22 protein-coding genes are annotated in these 18,703 nt (G+C 35.4%); 1 reads left to right on the plus strand and 21 read right to left on the minus strand.

From position 1 onward, the window contains the following. Positions 1 to 18: 18 nt before the first annotated feature. The 3 genes from istB to NR125_RS20685 form a co-directional block, all read right to left on the minus strand. Positions 19 to 783: an IS21-like element IS643 family helper ATPase IstB gene (gene istB / locus NR125_RS20675; protein WP_071158835.1), complete on the minus strand. Its 765-nt coding sequence runs from the start codon at positions 781 to 783 to the stop codon at positions 19 to 21. Further along, a complete protein-coding gene (istA, locus tag NR125_RS20680) occupies positions 783 to 2,327 on the minus strand; it encodes an IS21 family transposase (protein ID WP_256816086.1) in 1,545 nt (514 codons plus the stop codon). Before istA ends, istB begins: the two co-directional genes overlap by 1 nt. 150 nt (positions 2,328 to 2,477) lie before the next feature. After that, the gene (locus tag NR125_RS20685) at positions 2,478 to 2,843 is read right to left on the minus strand and encodes a YhjD family protein (protein WP_071158731.1); all 366 of its coding nucleotides are present in this window, start codon (positions 2,841 to 2,843) and stop codon (positions 2,478 to 2,480) included. Between the two features lie 146 nt (positions 2,844 to 2,989). Between NR125_RS20685 and NR125_RS20690 the strand changes: the two genes are divergently transcribed. Further along, positions 2,990 to 3,322 carry a YolD-like family protein gene (locus NR125_RS20690; RefSeq protein ID WP_135148234.1) on the plus strand — a complete coding sequence of 111 codons (333 nt, stop codon included), beginning with the start codon at positions 2,990 to 2,992 and terminating at the stop codon, positions 3,320 to 3,322. Between the two features lie 1,031 nt (positions 3,323 to 4,353). Here the strand turns inward: NR125_RS20690 and NR125_RS20695 are convergent. The 18 genes from NR125_RS20695 to NR125_RS20780 form a co-directional block, all read right to left on the minus strand. Then, positions 4,354 to 4,785 (minus strand): hypothetical protein, encoded by a 432-nt coding sequence (locus tag NR125_RS20695; RefSeq protein ID WP_139266871.1) that lies wholly within the window; start codon positions 4,783 to 4,785, stop codon positions 4,354 to 4,356. Continuing rightward, positions 4,778 to 5,383 carry a TlpA family protein disulfide reductase gene (locus NR125_RS20700; protein ID WP_071158739.1) on the minus strand — a complete coding sequence of 202 codons (606 nt, stop codon included), beginning with the start codon at positions 5,381 to 5,383 and terminating at the stop codon, positions 4,778 to 4,780. The genes NR125_RS20695 and NR125_RS20700 overlap by 8 nt, the downstream gene beginning before the upstream one ends. Position 5,384: 1 nt before the next feature. Continuing rightward, positions 5,385 to 5,918, minus strand: coding sequence for a MauE/DoxX family redox-associated membrane protein (locus NR125_RS20705; RefSeq protein WP_071158741.1), 534 nt, complete (start codon positions 5,916 to 5,918; stop codon positions 5,385 to 5,387). After that, a complete protein-coding gene (locus tag NR125_RS20710; protein WP_071158743.1) occupies positions 5,919 to 6,140 on the minus strand; it encodes a twin-arginine translocase TatA/TatE family subunit in 222 nt (73 codons plus the stop codon). Next, the gene (gene tatC, locus NR125_RS20715; protein ID WP_071158745.1) at positions 6,140 to 6,916 is read right to left on the minus strand and encodes a twin-arginine translocase subunit TatC; all 777 of its coding nucleotides are present in this window, start codon (positions 6,914 to 6,916) and stop codon (positions 6,140 to 6,142) included. The genes NR125_RS20710 and tatC overlap by 1 nt, the downstream gene beginning before the upstream one ends. Before the next feature lie 585 nt (positions 6,917 to 7,501). Continuing rightward, on the minus strand, positions 7,502 to 7,987 hold the full coding sequence (locus NR125_RS20720) for a DUF4871 domain-containing protein (RefSeq protein ID WP_256816058.1): 486 nt from the start codon (positions 7,985 to 7,987) through the stop codon (positions 7,502 to 7,504). Between the two features lie 686 nt (positions 7,988 to 8,673). Beyond that, complete coding sequence (locus tag NR125_RS20725) at positions 8,674 to 9,567, minus strand: phospholipase D-like domain-containing protein (RefSeq protein ID WP_256816059.1); 894 nt, start codon at positions 9,565 to 9,567, stop codon at positions 8,674 to 8,676. Between the two features lie 103 nt (positions 9,568 to 9,670). Beyond that, entirely contained in the window at positions 9,671 to 10,012 is a 342-nt protein-coding gene (locus tag NR125_RS20730; RefSeq protein WP_256816060.1) for a hypothetical protein, read from the minus strand. Between the two features lie 74 nt (positions 10,013 to 10,086). Continuing rightward, on the minus strand, positions 10,087 to 10,278 hold the full coding sequence (locus NR125_RS20735; RefSeq protein WP_071158758.1) for a hypothetical protein: 192 nt from the start codon (positions 10,276 to 10,278) through the stop codon (positions 10,087 to 10,089). Positions 10,279 to 10,435: 157 nt separating this feature from the next. Continuing rightward, on the minus strand, positions 10,436 to 10,996 hold the full coding sequence (locus NR125_RS20740) for a hypothetical protein (protein ID WP_071158760.1): 561 nt from the start codon (positions 10,994 to 10,996) through the stop codon (positions 10,436 to 10,438). 50 nt (positions 10,997 to 11,046) lie between these two features. Next, complete coding sequence (locus NR125_RS20745; protein ID WP_139266872.1) at positions 11,047 to 11,373, minus strand: hypothetical protein; 327 nt, start codon at positions 11,371 to 11,373, stop codon at positions 11,047 to 11,049. Further along, positions 11,348 to 11,827 (minus strand): hypothetical protein, encoded by a 480-nt coding sequence (locus NR125_RS20750; RefSeq protein ID WP_139266873.1) that lies wholly within the window; start codon positions 11,825 to 11,827, stop codon positions 11,348 to 11,350. Before NR125_RS20750 ends, NR125_RS20745 begins: the two co-directional genes overlap by 26 nt. 92 nt (positions 11,828 to 11,919) lie before the next feature. Then, entirely contained in the window at positions 11,920 to 12,525 is a 606-nt protein-coding gene (locus tag NR125_RS20755) for a hypothetical protein (protein WP_071158766.1), read from the minus strand. Positions 12,526 to 12,701: 176 nt separating this feature from the next. Continuing rightward, positions 12,702 to 13,196 carry a hypothetical protein gene (locus tag NR125_RS20760; protein ID WP_071158768.1) on the minus strand — a complete coding sequence of 165 codons (495 nt, stop codon included), beginning with the start codon at positions 13,194 to 13,196 and terminating at the stop codon, positions 12,702 to 12,704. Continuing rightward, a complete protein-coding gene (locus tag NR125_RS20765; protein ID WP_256816061.1) occupies positions 13,197 to 13,817 on the minus strand; it encodes a hypothetical protein in 621 nt (206 codons plus the stop codon). Between the two features lie 87 nt (positions 13,818 to 13,904). Further along, complete coding sequence (locus NR125_RS20770; protein WP_256816062.1) at positions 13,905 to 14,429, minus strand: hypothetical protein; 525 nt, start codon at positions 14,427 to 14,429, stop codon at positions 13,905 to 13,907. Positions 14,430 to 14,470: 41 nt separating this feature from the next. After that, on the minus strand, positions 14,471 to 16,681 hold the full coding sequence (locus tag NR125_RS20775; protein ID WP_256816063.1) for a peptidoglycan DD-metalloendopeptidase family protein: 2,211 nt from the start codon (positions 16,679 to 16,681) through the stop codon (positions 14,471 to 14,473). Between the two features lie 15 nt (positions 16,682 to 16,696). Further along, entirely contained in the window at positions 16,697 to 18,685 is a 1,989-nt protein-coding gene (locus tag NR125_RS20780; protein ID WP_256816064.1) for a type IV secretion system protein, read from the minus strand. Positions 18,686 to 18,703: the final 18 nt, after the last annotated feature.

Raw genomic sequence — 18,703 nt, forward strand, 5'->3', positions numbered from 1 at the left:
TTTTTGCTCGTTTCCTTTTTACACTTCTGCTGAAAAAATGCTTTTCCGGTTTTTCATGCGATGACTTTCCTCATTTTCACCACCATGGATGACTTCCACACGATGAAGTAAGCGATCTAAAATAGCTGTCGTGATCCCTTGATCTCCAATTAGATTACCCCATTCATCTGGGCTTTTATTTGAAGTCAGGATGATCGAACTCCGTTCGTATAAATGATTAATTAAATGAAAAAGCAAGGTTGCCTCTCTTTGATCCATGGCCATATACATTAAATCATCAATAATCACAAGGTCGGCATTTCTAATTCTTTTGAGCTGAACTTTAGATTTGTTCAAGTATTCTTCTGATTTTAGAAGCTGCACAAGTTCACCCATTGTAGCGAAATAAACATTGAACCCTCTGTAAGCAGCCTCGAGTCCAAGCCCAATTGCGATATACGTTTTTCCAATGCCAGGCGGCCCTAGAAGAATTAAATTGTATTGTTGTTCTAGCCAGCTTAATTCTCGGAGCTGGGAGAGCTGACGAGCTGTCAGAACGTTTTGGCCTTTCAGCTCAAACTCATCTAACGACTTCACGAAAGGGAAGCGTGCCCATTTCATTCTTTTCTCGAGGCTTTTGGCTTCACGTTTGGCTAATTCATATCGAGTGATAGATTCTAAAAATTCTAAGTAGGTCCATGATGATTTTTCAGCTTCGCGAAGAAGCTGCGGCAGCTCCTCCGCAGTCTCTGCTAAGCGTAGCTGACGAAATTGATCTTGTAATTCATGCACAGTCTTGTTCATCATGCTCTACCTCCTAAAATACTGGTATATGCATTTAGAGAACGTGTAGAAGCTTTGATATGAGAATGTGTTGGTGTGCTTGTATAAAAGGATTGTACCTCTTCCACCGGTTCATCTCGCAATGTATCAAGATGATGAGCGACGTCACGAAAATCATTCGCACTGTATAGTTTCTCTGTCATGCACTTGATCAAAATAGTATCAATTAACGCGGGGTACTGCTGAATGACCTTATAGATAATCGTAAACTGGTCTCGACGATACCTCGGGTATCTTTGGCTAATCTCATCTAAATAAGCAGTTGCCTGAACTTGATCTTCAAAGTAAGAGATGAGGCGTTGTTTGAATTCCTTAAGACCTTTAGAGCGATCACGGGTATGATGACGGTTTTGAATGAGCTTTCCTTTTTCCGAGCTGATAATATGCTCGGCAATGACTTCACCTTTTGCTTCTCTGCGAATGACGAGCGTCTTTCGATCTTCGTCTTCCACTTCAATCCATACAAGGTTCTCACTCATTGTTTGATAAGTCCCAAGTGGGACGGAATAACGGTTTGACTTATACCGGATCGTGTTGTCCTTACTCACACTTCTTGTTATACTTTGGTTAATGGTGCTTTCATATGAAAGTAACGAAGAGACTGGCTGTAAGTGTTGCTTTTCGAGGAGAAACACTTCTGCCGGTCTTTTTTTCGTTGTCTGGTGAACCTGATGGTTTCCAGTACGCTCGAGCCATTGCCTCGCTCGTTTATTCCAATCTTCTATATCGCTAAACACACGACTGTCAGCGAAATTGCCTTTTATGTATTTCACTACATTTTCAATCATGCCTTTAGACTCCGGATCAGCCTTTCTGCACAAATGAACTTTAAATTTACGCTCATTTACATAGCTTTGAAATTCGGCTGTTAAAAGCAGCTGTCCTGCATTTTCACTCACTGCAATTAAGTGATCCTGATCATAAACGATTTCTTCTGCTCGTCCCCCGTAGAACTTAAATGCATTTTCGTGACAACGAATCGCATCTCTTGTGGTAAAAGGACGTGTCTGCCATTCCATATATTTATGTCTGGAGTGAGCGAGTACAAAGGCAATAAAGTACAGTTTGATTTCTTTATTGTCTATTGTTTTCTGTCTTGTTTCACCCCAGTCTACCTGGAGTTGTTTACCCATCGGTTGTTCAGGAACTGCTTCGTATTGACGGACAACCACTTTTTTCTCAATTTGATAGACTTCTCGAATATCCCTCACATAAGTTCTTACCGTACTTCCACCGACCACTAGGTGGGGATATCTCTCCAACAGCCAATCATGGATCTGAGCACTACTCAAGTGAGGATATTCTTCAAGCCAGGCAAGTATCCAGTCTTTATAGTGATCTAGTTTTTTCTTCTTTCCCAAAGGCTGATCAGTATAGGCTCTTGCTTCATCAAATGTCATGTCTAAATACTTATAGAAAGTCGGTCTTGAGACCTTAAGCTCCTTAGCGATTTGTGCTACTTTAAACTTCCTCTTAATTAATTCCTGAACCTTTATATATAACACTAACTTCTCCTCCAAAATCCTAACCTCCAGTAAAATAACGTCACGATCTATTTTACTAAAGTAGTAGGTTGATTGAGCAAAAGTGTAAAATCTTATCGAGCAAAAACTGTCAACTTTATTCTAGCGTTTACAACAAGGTCTTCCCCTCCCTCATTCCGAATTTGGCATAAAATACTTCCTTAAGATTTTGGTGCCTTTATAATCCATTGCAGCCGACCAGAATCTCAGATTGCCTTCGTACCCATGTGCGAAATAATCGTACTGCACGAAATCTTCATTTACCTTCTTAGGACCAACCACCTTAATTTTCAATTCCCTCAATTGCTTCCTAGCACTAACTATATCCACTCTCAGCCTCTTTAGTTGCTCATCTATCAAGGACTCATATACTTCTGGAATCTTAAATGGGATGCTTCTAACAGACAGACGATCTTCCTCCAAGGCTCTTATTAGAAAGTCTAAATAAATATAATCTACAATTAGTTTCTCTTCTCTCTCTGGAATAGGAGCCTTCATAATATCCCTCTCTTTTTATCATAAATAGAAAAAAATTCCTCATCTATTATTTATTTTATCGTTTCCAGGAAAAAAAATTAACTTGTTTAATTACTAATATTGAGGTTATTATAGGAACGAACGTTCTCTTGAGGAGGGATGTAAAGATGGCCATACGCGATCGGGGCATTATGAAGTTTCGAATGGTGGGATTTCAACCTGAATTTATTCATAATCTTAGGCAGCAGCATAAAGAACAAGAAATCATCCCAAAACCTACATTAGATGAACAACAGCTGGAATATTTCAATCAAGTAATATGCGAGAGTATGGAGTTTCATAAAAAAGTGACTATCACTTATTATTCTGGTACTAATTCGGAGTATTTAAAAGGCTTTATACATTACTTCGATGAGAAGAAATTCACACTGAAGATAGTATGCTGCTCTAATCAAAATCACACGATTCAATGCAGTGATATTATCGATATTGAATACTAGAAGTTCGTTATATATAATGATTTTGGGTATATATAACACCATTTATGACATCTATGTCGAACCAGCAATATTTAGAATCCTCACAATCTGACTGTGAGCACAAAACAGAGCCCCTTAAGGGCTCCGTTTTATCGATGTATTTTCTTCCACTTGAACTTCGGCGTCATCTTCTATCTGTTAGGCGATTAGAAGAAAGCTTCCTTTAGCAGCAAGATGGATTGCCCAAAAGAAGGGATACTGTGACGGAAAATATGAATCTATGTGTGAATTTTAAATCCTTAATAATTTCACATTATAATAAATGATACAAATAAAATACATACTGCAATATTGCAAAATTTACTGACTTTTTTTAGTCGCCAGATAATATGGAAATCACTCAAGTCATTCCTCAAATTAGTTTTCCAAAGGACATATATAATAGATGGTAACACTCTACTAAATCCATATACCATTCCAAATAAAATTGCTTCATTGGGTAAATAGAAAAATCCTAAATAAATATATAATAAGTAGAATGAAACATTTGGTATATATGTGAATATTCCAGCACCTAGAATAACTCCCCATATTATCATGTTTTTTTGTGATTTGTATATTAACCAACTAGAAGGTATTTGCCATTGATTCTGGGGAAGTTTCAATTTTATTATCTTAAGCTCATGCAATAAGAGCAACGAAAAGATTACCAAAATAACCAGTTCTTTAATTTGGTTTGGAACCCAGAAGGTTAGTAAGAATATAAAAAGTGTACTTACAAACCCAAATGTTCCTCCAGCTATTACAGCGGATAGTGTATAAGTACTAACACTTTTAAAAAAAGTTGACCATTTACGCCTCTCACCGAGAGACAGTAACTCTAAGGTTACATTTACCCCTCAGTAAGTACAGAATTTCGAACTACCCGCGATAATAGCCAATATAAAAATTAAAGCTATTTCAAGGTTTCCATTACTTATCCAGCTCATTATCAGCCCTCCTTCATTCATAATTTTATAGAATTCTAGATAGCAATAAATATAATCCTAAAATCATGTTAAAGCGTTAGATTTAAATGATCCCTTGCATCCGCAATCACTTGAGTAAGTTTTTGTAACGTCAGCCCCTTTCGTACAGTCGCAACAAGTCCAATCATATCCTGGCCCTCCAGGAAGACACCAACAACCAGTTGAAGAATATCCCCATGCTTTTGATACCTTATAACCTGATGGACATTTTGTAGAGGTTGTACATCCTGAACAAAATTTACCCCACGGTGGTGTACAGTTACTATCAGATCTCCATTGTTCACACCAGCTTAATGCGCCAGCAGAGGTACGATTGAGATTCACAGAAAACACCGCTATTCCCGCAAATGCACTAGTTAAAATAGTTTTCAAAAATGTTTTTCTATTTACCTCTCTAGCAATATTCTCTGATATTAATCTTGAAAACCGATCAATTGCTTCGATTAACTTAAACATTTGTTACTACTCCCTTTCTAATATTAGAGTCATTTCCTTTTAATTCAACGTAATCTTCAATAGACGAAATTAAACCATGGATGTGTTCTTTACCATTATTTAATCCCTTTTCAGTCACCTCCCCTTTTTGGTTTATCATAAATGCAAATGGTGTAACTCTAGCTTTGAAATCACGGAATATTTGCATTTCTTCATCAATAAGGACCTCACTCTTGATAACATTGTTTTCTAGCATTCTTTCATTTTCTTCTTTTCTTCCTGTTGAAATTAAAATAAAGTTGATTTTATTTCCTAAAGTGGTAGTAGCATCATTCCATTCAGGTAGCATATCCTTACAGGCCTTACAGTTTGGAGAAATAAATGTTATTAGGGTAGGTTTGGACAAAATGCTTTCATGATTATAAGTTTTGTTGCTATTTACTGAAGCAGCCTTGAATTTCGGGATTGTTTCACCAATAGCCAAACCGTCTCTTTGAATTGCTTTACTCTCTTTCAAATAAACCTCACCAAACTGCCTGAACACCAAAAACATTGCTAAAATAACAACTATCAGAACAATCCATTGCAATATAACTGAATAAAAAATAAATTGATCCATCTTAATCAACTCCATTTACATTTAATTTACTAATAGTTTCTTGATGAAATGAAAGTAGTTTTTGTATTAAAAGAACTCCAATGGTGACCAAAAGACCCATAAATAGATAAAACACTGAAAATTCAAGGAGAAAAGAGCTTGATTTCATGAGTAAAACAATAGAAAGCAGCATTAACATGGTTATTTTGAGAAGGGTTAAATTATCAACTTTTGAATCCATAAATTTACCATAACAACCGCATGTAATTTTTTTGCCACTTTTAATTACTCTTATTACAGAAATACTAAAACAAAACAATAAGAATATTAATGCCATCAATCCATATATCTTTGTGCTGTCTAACAAGAGACTAATTGACGCTAGTAACTCTATAAACGGTAATAGAGTCCCAAATAATTTAACAGATTTTTCAGGTAACACATCGTATTCCATTACAATATTTGTAAAATGGGATAAATTTATTATTTTAGAAATAGAGGATATCATGAAAAACATTAACAGAAAGTAAATTCCAATATTGTATATTGCCTCCATCTAACCTTTCCTTTCTTCGTTATTAAGTATATGTTCATCAATTATTGATTCTTTTTTTCCTTTATTATCATGATATTTTTCATCTCCGCTAATTGCTCCTTTAAACTCTTTAAGTGACTCTCCGAGGGTTCGACCAACAGAAGGCAAGTTTTTTGTTCCAAAAGCAATTAAACAAACCACAAGTAAAATAATGATGCCTGGAACACCTATTTGACCTAGCATTATGTCACCTCCTTTTCATTAGGTATCAATTTCTCCATATTTCTAGTTCTTATTCTTGAAAAAATATCGCAAATGTATATGCTAATCTCATATATCATAAACAAAATCATCATAACAATGAGATCAGTTACAACATCAGGCGGGGTTACAATAACAGAAAAAAAACATAATAGAGGATAGGCAAATTTTCTATATTGTTTCAACTTTTTCGGTGTTATAACATTGAGTAACGTTAAAAAACTTAAAATAGCTGGTAATTCTAAAATAAATCCAAAGATTAGACAGACAGTAAAAACAAAAGTAAAAAAGTCAGTAAAACTATAAACTGTTTCTACTGAAAGATTTTCAGAAACATTCAGAAAAAATGATAATAATAAAGGAACAAAAATTTTTAGCCCGATAAGAGCTCCTACCATAAATAGCAAAGAGACTACGGGAAGTGTATAAATAGCAATTTTATTTGTACTGTTCTTCAATGCTGGCTTTATAAAAAGATATATTTGAAAGACTAAAATCGGAATAGTGACGCATAAAGACTGGAAGAACATAACTTTCATATAAATACTCACTGATTCAGTAACTTTAAAAATATTTAGGTTAATGTTATAGGTTTTTGCAGATTGTTTTATTAAATCTATAAAATAAGGGGCAGTAAAATAAGAAATCAGAAAAATAAGAAAAAATGAAATTACAGTAAATAATATTCTTGTTCTGAATTCTATTAAATGGTCTAGAAAGGGCCGAGTTTGATCAACTTTATTTTGGTTAATTGACATTTATTCACCCCTTCTTCAAATTAAAATTTTACATATATTATCATTTCTTATATATAATCCCATATTTATACAAAAATTACCTGATACTAAATGACTATTTAAATGAATATTTAGATTATTTTGTTTCTTTGTTTATAAACAAATTCTTTCTATTGAAACAAGATAAATTCTAAAATAGATATATTTAACATGCATAATATGCATCGGCAACTTATAATAATATACGAATATATAAATAAATGATTAAGACCATTGCTTCAAGTAATTTTCTTGGAATCAATGGTCTTAAAAGTATATTAAAGTAATATTTGGTTTTACTTAGTCTTCACTTATTAAAATGTGAAAGGAAGTATTTCTGATAGTACGTATAATTGACTAAAATAAAGAAACAGCAAGAAAGTAAGATTTACAAATATATGCAGGAATAAATACCCAAGAAAAAAACCGATTTCCATTGGACTCTTAATATCTTTCCCAAGCACCACGATATTTTTTAAAAAAAAATGAAAATTAGAGCTACCAAAATAACATTTCAATAAACAGTGTTGAAGAAATGATAAAGAATAACCCACCTTGGGAGCCGTTTTATTCTTTATGAACTTTAACGAATACTGTTCCGAAAAGTTTATCTCCAATATAAGCATCTAATTTCCACATTCCACTCTTTGGTAATGACATATTAGATGGGGCATGTCGGTCTGCTCCGTTATGAGCACCACCTAGTCCGCCTTCTACCACAGTTATTTTCTCTTCTTCTTTCTCATAAGTAGCAATTACTTTTAGGTTTCCATTAAACTCTGCGTCATCTCCCCAAAAATGCCACATATACTTTTGTGTTTTATTTGGATAAAACCTAAGATTCTCGCTGTCATCGTAGATAAAACCTAAACGTCCTTCTTCTCCAATCATAGTGTAACCTCCATATTCAAATAGAGGGCTCTCTTTCCATTTATTTACCTGGTGTTCTGTTTCTGATTTAATTTCATCATTTTTGTTTGCGACATTACTACAACCCACGGTGGTAATGCTTATAATAATTGAAATAATTAATACGAAACTTATTTTTACCATAAAAAAATACCTCCTCTTTATTATCAAACTCAAACCAAAAAATTCAATAATTATACGAATGCGACAGTGTTTGATGCTATCACTGATTAAACCATCATTTTATGTTTTAACCAGCTTAATTAGCTTTCTTCACATTAGATGAAGTATAAAATTCAATGGATTAGTTCTAGTACCTTTACATTAACAAACCTGTTACATTAATGACTTGGCACTTTTACTGATCTTCAATTATCCCTATTAAATTTTAGATTAAATTCTAAAAAGAAGTGAGTTTGATCTACCTTATTTTATGACATTTAACATCCCTTTTTTTCTTAACATCCCCCTTTCATAAAATTAATAATTTACAAATATTATAACTTCTTCTATATAATCCTAGATTTATACAAAAATAACCAGATTCTATATGACTATTTACCGAAATATTTAAAATATTTATGTTGTCCATTCACACATTGACCCTTTTAATTACTTAAAACCTCATGAGGCTAAATACAATTACTCAGATAAGAAGTTTACTCTAGGTTGTACTAATCAAAGTTACACTATTTAAAACTGCTTTATAATTGGAATTCATTAAGGACGAATATAATTAAAATTTTTTGGAAATGATTGATCGTAAAACACCATGACTTACTTCAAACAAAGGACTCTCCCAAAAACAGGAGAGTCCTCTTACTCTTTATTTAGATTAGATCAAAAGAACCTTCAAATGATTTTTTAATACCAAAAGCAAAACGGTCCTTCCAGATTACCTCAGTGCTCCATTCTCCTTCTCCATCCATGGAGATACTATTGTATTCTAATAGAGCAACTGCATGAATACTAAATTGACTTTGCAGCTGTTGGAGAAATTTCTTTATATCATAGTCATATTCTTCCTCAAGGATTGCTAATTGTTCCGGAAAGTCACTAAGATGCTCCGTTTGCTCATTATAATAATCAGCAATGCTTACGATGGAATGATAAAAGGAAGGATTTATATATTCCCTGTCTAGATCTTCGTATTTATCTTCACAGCCACAAACACTTACAATTTTACATTCAGTGTATTCATGATCATCTTCTGCCTTAAGATGAACGATTAAAATTTTAAAGGTTCTCTCTCTGCATGCCGAACATTTCAATTGTTTTTGTAATTCAATAGTTTTTTTATTCAAACCCCATAAATAAGAAAATTCATCACGAGTAGGGTTAATAATTGACTCATCATAAAGTTCCATTAAATTTTCGAAGTTATTATTTGCATTTTTGCTCCAATTGAATGAACCAATAAGCAGCTTCTTATTATCAATAATACAGAATTTGTGATGCATATAATTCCAATGGGACCACATACGTAATAGCTTTATCTTGATGCCTACATTTTTTAACTGTTTGATCCAGGCTTCATGTTGGCTATTCTTTTTATCATCGTTCACAACAATTTTGACCTTAACATTTCTGGCAGCAAGGCTAATAAAAATATCACTATATAATTCAAAATTTAACCAGGCAACAGCTATTAGAACTTCCTTTTGAGCATGCTTTAAGGAATCCATAATAACTTGCTGTTGATTTTGAAAATGTATCTTATTCATTCTGCTGGCGCTCCTGACTTGGAAGAGAACTCTCTTCAAATAATATAAACTAAAAAAGATGGTATGATATTCCATCATACCACCTTCTATTTGAATCATAAATCTAATTAACCACACCTACACTATAAAAATCGTATTCTTCTTTATTTCTTCTTAAGTGAGTAAATACCAAATAAGATCCACCAATAAAGAATAGGGAAATAGATAAAAATTCATTTTTAGTGTTGATGGTTAATAAAGCCACAACAATCAGAGTCTCTAATGCAGCATACAATGTATTTTCAATTCTAGCCATTTTAGGCAACTCGGAAAAGTCTGAATAGCCCTTGAAGTTAGCATACCTATACTGTCTTTTTGTGCTAAATATGTGAAAGATATATGTACCCATGATCATACAACCTAACCCATAAGCAATAATATTGCTCTCGATTAATCCATCAAACATAAAAAGCAAAAAAAGCATGATGAAGCTAATCCAAACTGAACGAAAATACATATACATTTTAGGATTCTCCCTTCTTATCTCACTACTTCAACCTGTTCGAGAAATGGTGTAATATTTACCGGGTCATCATAATTTGCAATTCGGCAATTTATTGCTAATCCCTGTTCTCCTGTAAGGACATTTACTTCTGGGATTCCAACCATAAATCCAACAATCTTAAAATTGGATGGACTCGCTAATAAAAATCGTTTTACCTTTTCATTCATTTGCACTTCTCCCCTTTTAAATTTATATATATGAAAACAACATCGGATATCCAGATAATAAAAAACGCCAAACCCCTAGACGGGGTATTGGCGGTTCTTCCAGCTCAATAGGTATTATATGAAGGTTTCTTATACACTAATATTATCATGTTGTTTATTATCCCTCAATAAACATTTCCATTTTTTTAATAAATTCTTTAAAACTTCCATATTTCTTCTGAACTTTATATAGAGATGGCTGTTGACTTAATCGATATTGCTGATATTCTCTTTGGCTAAATGAATCCTTTCCAGCCTGCTCTTTACAATATTGATAGGCAGCAAAATAATCTCGTTCACAAAACTTAAACTTCTCTTCAAACAGTTGCTGATCAAAAAATGGATGATAATAGCCTGGCTGATTGTGCTGACAAAACAGGTATAGAAAAGTGAGAAGTTTGTAATTAACATCCTTCTCCTTATTAACAATATCTTCAATTTCACTATATTCTGTTATGGGAATGCTAAGAGAAGTATTATGCATCGGATATAGCCGCTTATATTCAATTGCGCTTTTATCAATTATTCGATCGACGCTTATTTCAAATGGAGCACATTTATAAAGGGAAAATCCTATTAATAGACCTTTGGATAAGGTTACATTCCCCTTAATCTTATTTAATTCTTGGTAAAAGTTTTTAGGAATCTTAAGAGGAAGAAGAACTCCTTTTTTATGCAAACTCTATCACGCCCTATACCTTAAGTATCTAGTTTTGGCTGCTTAACCTTCTACATGTTAATTCCTTTATCATATGAGTCATTAGTTACATTGATTTTCAATGTCCGCAGCCAATCATAAGGGATTTGGTAATAGTGTTGGATTTCATCATCCAACATCACCTTATTGTCCTGAACAAGAATGCGATGAGAATTCCCATGGAACTCTAATGTATTCTCACCGTCCCAGGTAAGTATGTTTTTTTCAAACTTATATTTTTTAGCTACAGAAACATTATTCTTATGGATGATAAATAGTTTATAAAATAAATAAATGAGATTAGACCTGATATTATTTACTTCTTCATTCATCTCAGGTCCAGCTTTCAATTGGCTCATCGCTAAGCCATTGATTCTGAGGGTTTCGATATCTTCCTTGCTTCTGAAGATAAGCCTGCTTAAGTTTAGGAACCCCTGGCCAATTCTCTTCTTCAGGTAAAATGGATAATTTCACGCCCACCTTTTTTGCTTCTTCCAACGCAATTTCAGTACCCAGATCAAAGATCATTTCACGCTGCCCCTGATAAGTAAGTATTTTTGGAGAAACGCCCACCAGCATATCGCTGACCAGGTTAACGTTTGGATCGGCAGGCACTGCCCTCTCGTATCCTCTCTTTGTCATTACGAAAAGCGGGTCCCCGTTTTTATCCTTAGGTAGCCGGCTAAAATCTGGCTGCCAGCCTCTTGGGATATTTTCTCCCAATGGGTATATATGATAGCTATCCGGAATAACATTTAGATCTCTGGTAAAGCGGCCGCTTTTTTGACAATCTGCTGCTATATCATATTCCATCGAATTGACCCTTTCTCCATTTAATTTACATGTACTTCTATTTGGATCAAAATGTTGGCATAGATTGCAGGTAGCATAAATTTTTTTCAATTCTATTCCCCTCTCTTCTTCAATAATTGAGCCGGTATATCTTTTCGACAGTATTTTATTCTAATATTGTTTTCTTCCAGGAATTTTAGTTCCTCTAAAGTTAGAAGGTTTCCACATTTAACACACTTCTTGGATGATTCCGCTACTACAGCTGCAGTATTTCCCTTATCAACAGTTAATCCTACAGCCGGGTTATTCGCCCACTTTCTGTATGGAGCTAAATCCTTCCAACCCATCATATATTTATCACACGCTTTTCGAAGCGCATCGCTTTCAGCCGATAATATGGCACTCTTAAGATTTTGGATCTTCCCCGTATCTTGGTAAGTCTTAAAGTTAGAAAAACCAACACCCTCTCTCTCTACATCAAGTATTTTTAGAATACCCTTTACAAGTATTTGTTCATCTTGATGATAAATGACTGGTTCTCCAGATAACCTCCAAGACCAATAGGGCCCCGCTGCTTCTTCTAATCTCTGAATATATGCTTGAACAGGTATAGAAGCTCTTCCAGGAGTATCCGTATTTTCTACCGAACCCATTGGGAAAGGCATAGTAAGTTTTTGGCTAATCGATTTATATAATACATCTCTTTCATCAGATGACATGAGCTCACCCCTATATGTAGGAATTTCGCAATAAAATATTTGGATATTTAGTATCTTAATTGATTCGATTATATATTATAACTTTTTTCAAATCAAGGAATATTATGGGATATTTTCTAAAATTGTTCAAATAAAAAAGGCCTCTTCACTTATGAGTAAAGAAACCCCTTATTATTCTAACTTTGCGGAACAAAAAAGTGATAAATATCTAACGAGTATTGCATAATTACCCAAAAAACTGGTGCTCCAAATACCATAGCCATTCCAATGCGTTTTCTTGGTGGATTTTTGGCAGCTGTTAGCCAGAATATTATGCCCAAAAGTGATCCAATAAAGATCATAGGTTCAAAAAATATTTTAAATAGATGGTGAACATCATGACCTTGGGAGCTTGTGGTATCAATTAAAAACCTAATATCTTGATTATTATCATTCACTTTTAGCAAACTATCGCCTTTCATATAAGCAATGATTAGGGGAAGATAAAGGATTAATAGCATTCCTAATGCTCCACCTATAGAAAATAGGTAAGCTGCCCTCTTCCTAAATGGGTTTTTTCCTGCGTACAGCAAATAAAACAAAGCAAACAAAAATAGGAACCCAAAAGTAGGAACAAATACTAATTGAAGTAACCTTATTCCAGTCCATAGTGCTTCATTAACACCTGTCATTTACTCCCCTCCTTCAATACTTCCTAAGAGATCCCAAACGGAAGAGTCAATATAATAGTAATTTGATTCATGTTCATGGATGTGTTCATCTTCAGAGTGCTGTTCCAGCTTTTTTAATTTCACATTGATTCTTATGGGCTCTTCTAAATCAGAATAATTCAAATCCGCCACCACCCTGAGGCTATCCTTCTCAAAAACCATCATACTCTTAATCATTTCTACAGACTCCAGTTTCTGATTTCTGGATAGACGGCTCATAATTTCTGTAACAAGCTTAATTTTATTAGGTTCTTCATTTCCAAAGATATCTTCATTGTATTGCTCGAGTGTAAAAGCGTCAGGATAGAAGTCTTCCTGACTCAACATGGCCACAGCAAATAAATATTCAACCGCTGACTCTGGTTTTGAATACCTGTCATTTAAGTATTCAACAAACTCTTTACTTACTGGCGAATCAGACCATTTCCTATTTACGGTGTCTTGTTCCTCTTTGACAATGTTTAGTGATTCATCCATTTCCTTAACTACATTTGGAATATCAGGTGTTGTAATCTTTTTATAAATAAAAAGCCCAACAAAGACTACTAACAGAATGATGAACACTATAGCGATTTTTTTCATATAGACCCCTTACTTTCCCATAAAAGTAAAAGAAAAATTAGTACATTATGATTCAAGTGAAATTGCCAATCTATTCTTTAAATCAAGTTATTCTTCTGGATTCTCTCCCGCTGCTACCAGCTGTTGAGCCAGGACCTTCCAATCGTTCGCAATTACTGCTTGTTCTTGTTTGATAGCCAAGAACTCTACTCTAAAAGGATCCTTGGCAATTTCTTGATCAGGATTATTGGCTTCATCAATGGTATTTAAAAGTAATTGATGAGAACGATTGACGAGAGCTAACAATTGTTGATGGACTTGAAAAAGCTCAGGTTTAACGTTCAAGCTTTCAACACTTTTTATAAGATTATTAGATTCCTTAATTTGCTCTTTTAATACTTTTGCAAATTGCTCATTGCTATACTCTTGTGTATAGATGCCATCAAGACCATTGTTATAGACTCCTAGAATGCTATTCATATCTTCAATTGTTCCTTGCAGAGATTTATTGTACTCCTCAAGATACGCCCTATTCTCTTCTGTTACCCTAACCTTTGCTTCATCACCTTTCCCACATGCTGATAGAGTGCCGATAATTACAAAGCAAAGGAATATGAATGCATACTTTTTCATAGATTTCCCTCCATAAGGGGACAGTTATATCCCCTTTCATGTTATTTTTCAGGCGGTGTCGGAATATATAATAGTGGATTCTTAGCATTCGATTTGGCTCCATTCCAACTAGGCTGATGAATCTCAAAGTGTAAATGCTTTCCATATGATTGTCCGGTATTTCCCATATAACCTATGAAATCACCTTTTTTAACGGTTTTCCCTTGGGCTAAACCACGTTGGGCTAAATGAGCGTAAACCGTTTCAAATTCAAGACCGTCAATCTTATGTTTTATATAAACAACATTGCCGTAGGAGCCAGAAAGATATGATCTACTAACCACACCATCAGCAGCAGCTACTACAGGCACCGTCGGCCTTCCTCCGCCACCAATATCCACTCCATAGTGAGTTCCTCCTGATCGATTTCCGAATCCTGATGTAATTCGGCCGGTTGTAGGGAAAGTAAAACTACCTTCAGCAACAGGAATGGAACCACCACTTGGAACACCATTCTTAAACATAATTCCGCGGTTATAAACTTCATTCACATAGGAATTGGAATGGTTATAGCTCCGAATAGCTTTCTTAATTTTAGCTTCATCTTCTTTTTTATAGCCGCTGGCAGCTAAGTAATTCGCTGCAGTAAAAGCGGCATCTTCTAGTTCCCAGGGAGAAGCCTTACCATTGTTATTAGCATCAACCCCATACCCACCATGCTTCTTTATTTGCTGAACACTTGATATTAGATCAACGACCAGATTAAGAGGCCCTTCTATATTTCCTAATCTAGTAACCGAAAGTCCATTTCCACCTTTGTACGACCAGCCGAGCCAAGTTAATCCCATGAACTGAAAGTGGCCTTTAGCCCCAACGCTTGACCCCTTACTTGGGTCTGTTGCGGCCGGGTTTGTACTGAATTCAGTTTCTTGGGCATGAATTGACGCTAATATCCACCAATCCACGTTATATGCTGCGGCCGCTCTTTCATATAGCTCCTTATATTCCTCCGGATACCAGCCACCACCACCGGACCCGACTAGTCCGCTAAATGCCGATCCTTTTAAGTTTGGCCCAATACACGAAGCGGCATTCATCGAATTTTTATAGTAACACTCAATTAATCCTTCAAAATCGATTGTGAATTTTGGGAAGTTATCATCTATTTCTTTTAGCTGTTCTAACACATATTCCAGGTCTTTAGGTTTCACCAACCTGGCAAGTATGCCTTCCGGATTATCGACAATAAGAAAAGAAAGAAGACTTTCTCCGTTGTATGTAACGTTTGGTGCCCCTGAGTCATCAAGTTGATATAGTGTATATTTTTTATACGTATCTACGGTACATTCTTCAGTTGCTTGGGTTCCTTCTTTAACCCAATCACCAGTACTTAACGAATAAGAGAAAAAAGCGGTTGCATACATAGCACTAGCTTCAGTTACAACTTGTCTACTTGGCATGTCTTTCGTCGAAAAAGCCGTGCTGCTTTCAATTTCGTATTCAATCTCATTATTTTCTTCTGGTTTAGCATTTATACCATCTGTGTTCGTATTGACTGGCCTCTTACATGTAGTGACCGTCTTTGTCATTACCTTTTCCCCTGATGAAGTTCCATACTGGTATTCCACTTGCATAGTAGGATCTTTGAAATAATAATCAATTTCCTTATTGATTACATTGTAAAAATAGGTATGCACCTTCTGCCTATCCGCCTTTGTTTTCATAGGTTGATTCTTATATTTTTTATGCCAAGGCACATATGTTTTAGATTTAAGAGACTTATAGGAATATAAAGCTGGAGGAATAGCATCACTCGGTCTAATCATATCTAAAACTTGAGCTATGTATGATTGATTGACAGGCTGATAAGGTGACTTGTTTTGGCTTGCGCTCAAAACGCTGTATAAGTCACTCCCCACTTCTTCAGAGCGGTCGTCAATGACTTCTTTTATGGTTTGATCAAACAGCTTTTCTGCTTCATTCCTTTCGCCTCCTCGGCCAAACGTATCAAACTGAACCACACTTTCCATAATGATCAATAATAGGATAATCAGTAAGATGATAAGGAAGGCGTATGGACCGATAAAACCAACAATCGACTTAATGATAGCAGGGATGAGTTTTTGAAGAACCATCTTTAAAAGCTTGTATTGAGCCTTTAAGCCCTTAACAAACATATTTCTTACCCTCTTGTTCTTAAGGGCACTCTTCCCGATATTAGCCATCTGGCCAGCGGTTTGTTTTCCAATATCATTACTATTTTGATCGTTCAAACTATCCCTCCTTTCTTAAGAGAATCCTTTATGCCGGTTTTGATTAGCAGGAATCCATCCTCCCATTTTTTGTATTCCGTCTGCTACTCTATCACCAGTTGACTGACTAATCGGGTGATTATTTCTATCTATTAAACCCGCCTGGAAGTAGCTATCCGGATTGACCCGGGATGTATCGAAAGATGAATCAACCAATCTATAATTATTCGGGCCGCCTAACATGGCACCGGTGGTTTGCTGTAAATATCCGGTCGGATTGTTTAGCGGATTTTCAGGTAGAGAATACCCCCCAGCTCCATTGGGTCTTAGTCCTTCAGGAGAATTGAAGCGGTAACCGATTTCCCTAAACGATCCATTTTTCAATGAAGGATCTGCTTCTCCTAATGGACTAATTCTTTCAAAGTTTTCGTTACCTTTATCCATATACAGGCCACTGCCTTTGTTATCTTGGATCCATTTCAAATCTGCCCCAGGATACATATCTTTTAACCGGTCTAGACTAAGCCCGCCAAATCCGCCTTGCTCTTGTGAATTAAGCAAGCGACTCCTAGAAACCCCACTTAATGCATGTCCTATATTTCTTCCTGCTTCCCCTTTTCCAACCAATGCCCCAGCTGTTTCACCGAGATTGCCGAAAAACTCTTTCCGCTTCCCAATATCGCTAAAGGTATTTTTTATGCCGCCATTACCTTTTAGCTCACCAATCAATCCTTTAGAATTAACCCCAAAAGCTGCAACATTTCGTGAACCTTGAAGAAGACCGCCGGCTAATCCACTTCCTGCTTTCATTCCCAACATCGCTCCCGATGGACCCAATACCAAGCCCGCGGTCCCTCCAATCACTCCACCTAAACCTCCAACTCCTTTTTTCATCCCACTCCATAGTTTCGAATTTTTCCCATCAGCTAGAGCACTAATTTTAGTCCGCCCTTGTTGACTAATATTATTTCGTTGAAGGGCTGGCGCATTCTTCATATATTTAGAAAGAGCAGCTGCTGTGGCTAATGGTTTAACACCCATCATTCCTGTCTTTTCCATCGCTGAATTTGCATCTGAAAGATGGAGCCAAGATGTGATCATACTCGTTAATGGGATGAACATAATTAACATGACCATTTTAAAAACGGTTCCATTCACTCCGCTTAACAGTGTGGAAAATAGCAGAAAAATAGTTAGTAATAGTCCATGGAAACTTTGTAGAAAGACTATGCCAATTAAATCTCTCACCCAAGAATTGAACATCTTACTCGTAGAACTAAAAAATAATGACATTCCGGCAACCGGGCCCAAAACCAGCAGCATAAGAATCATAATCTTTCTAAAGATATAAATGAAATTCATAAAAAGAGCTAAAATCCATTCAGCAAAAAAGACTACTATATCCGTAAAGGTGAATTTCGAATTGCTTGTCATCATGCTAAGGGAATCAAATTTTAATCCATGAGAATCCATTAATCCTTTAAAACCGCTTAAAATACCTGCATTCAGGGAGAAAAGAGTTTCGATTATAAGATCAAAAGAATAGATAAAGACGGTAACAACCAACCACATTTTTACCTTCTCCCAGAACTCTGATCTTTGAGCGCCCCCTACTCCAGTGAATGCAAGTTTCAGAGATGATATAAGCATGGATAATAGTAAAATGATTGAAAAAACACTTTTGATATAATCAGTGAGAGGGGTAATAATTTTGTCAAATTCCTTCTGAGTAAAAATTCCATACACAAGAGTAGAGTCACTGGTGTCATTCCAGATACAATGAGGATTACCAAATACTAAAGTCGACAATGAATTTATCCCAGCAACTCCTAAGGCTGAATTGATAAAATCAATCGTATACGACTCAACGAGGGATGCATCCTCTTCTTTATACTTTTCAATTTTTTCTTTTGTTGAATAGTTATATATTTCTTTCCCGCAGCTTTGCGAATCATTTGAATTGGCCAGAGCTGGTGTATTCGCAAATGTAAGGATAAATATTAAAAGGATTATGATTTTCTTCATGGATTCACCTCCCATCAT

Origin of the sequence: Cytobacillus sp. Bac17, from assembly GCF_024519925.1 — a bacterium.
Lineage (GTDB): Bacteria > Bacillota > Bacilli > Bacillales > Cytobacillaceae > Cytobacillus > Cytobacillus pseudoceanisediminis.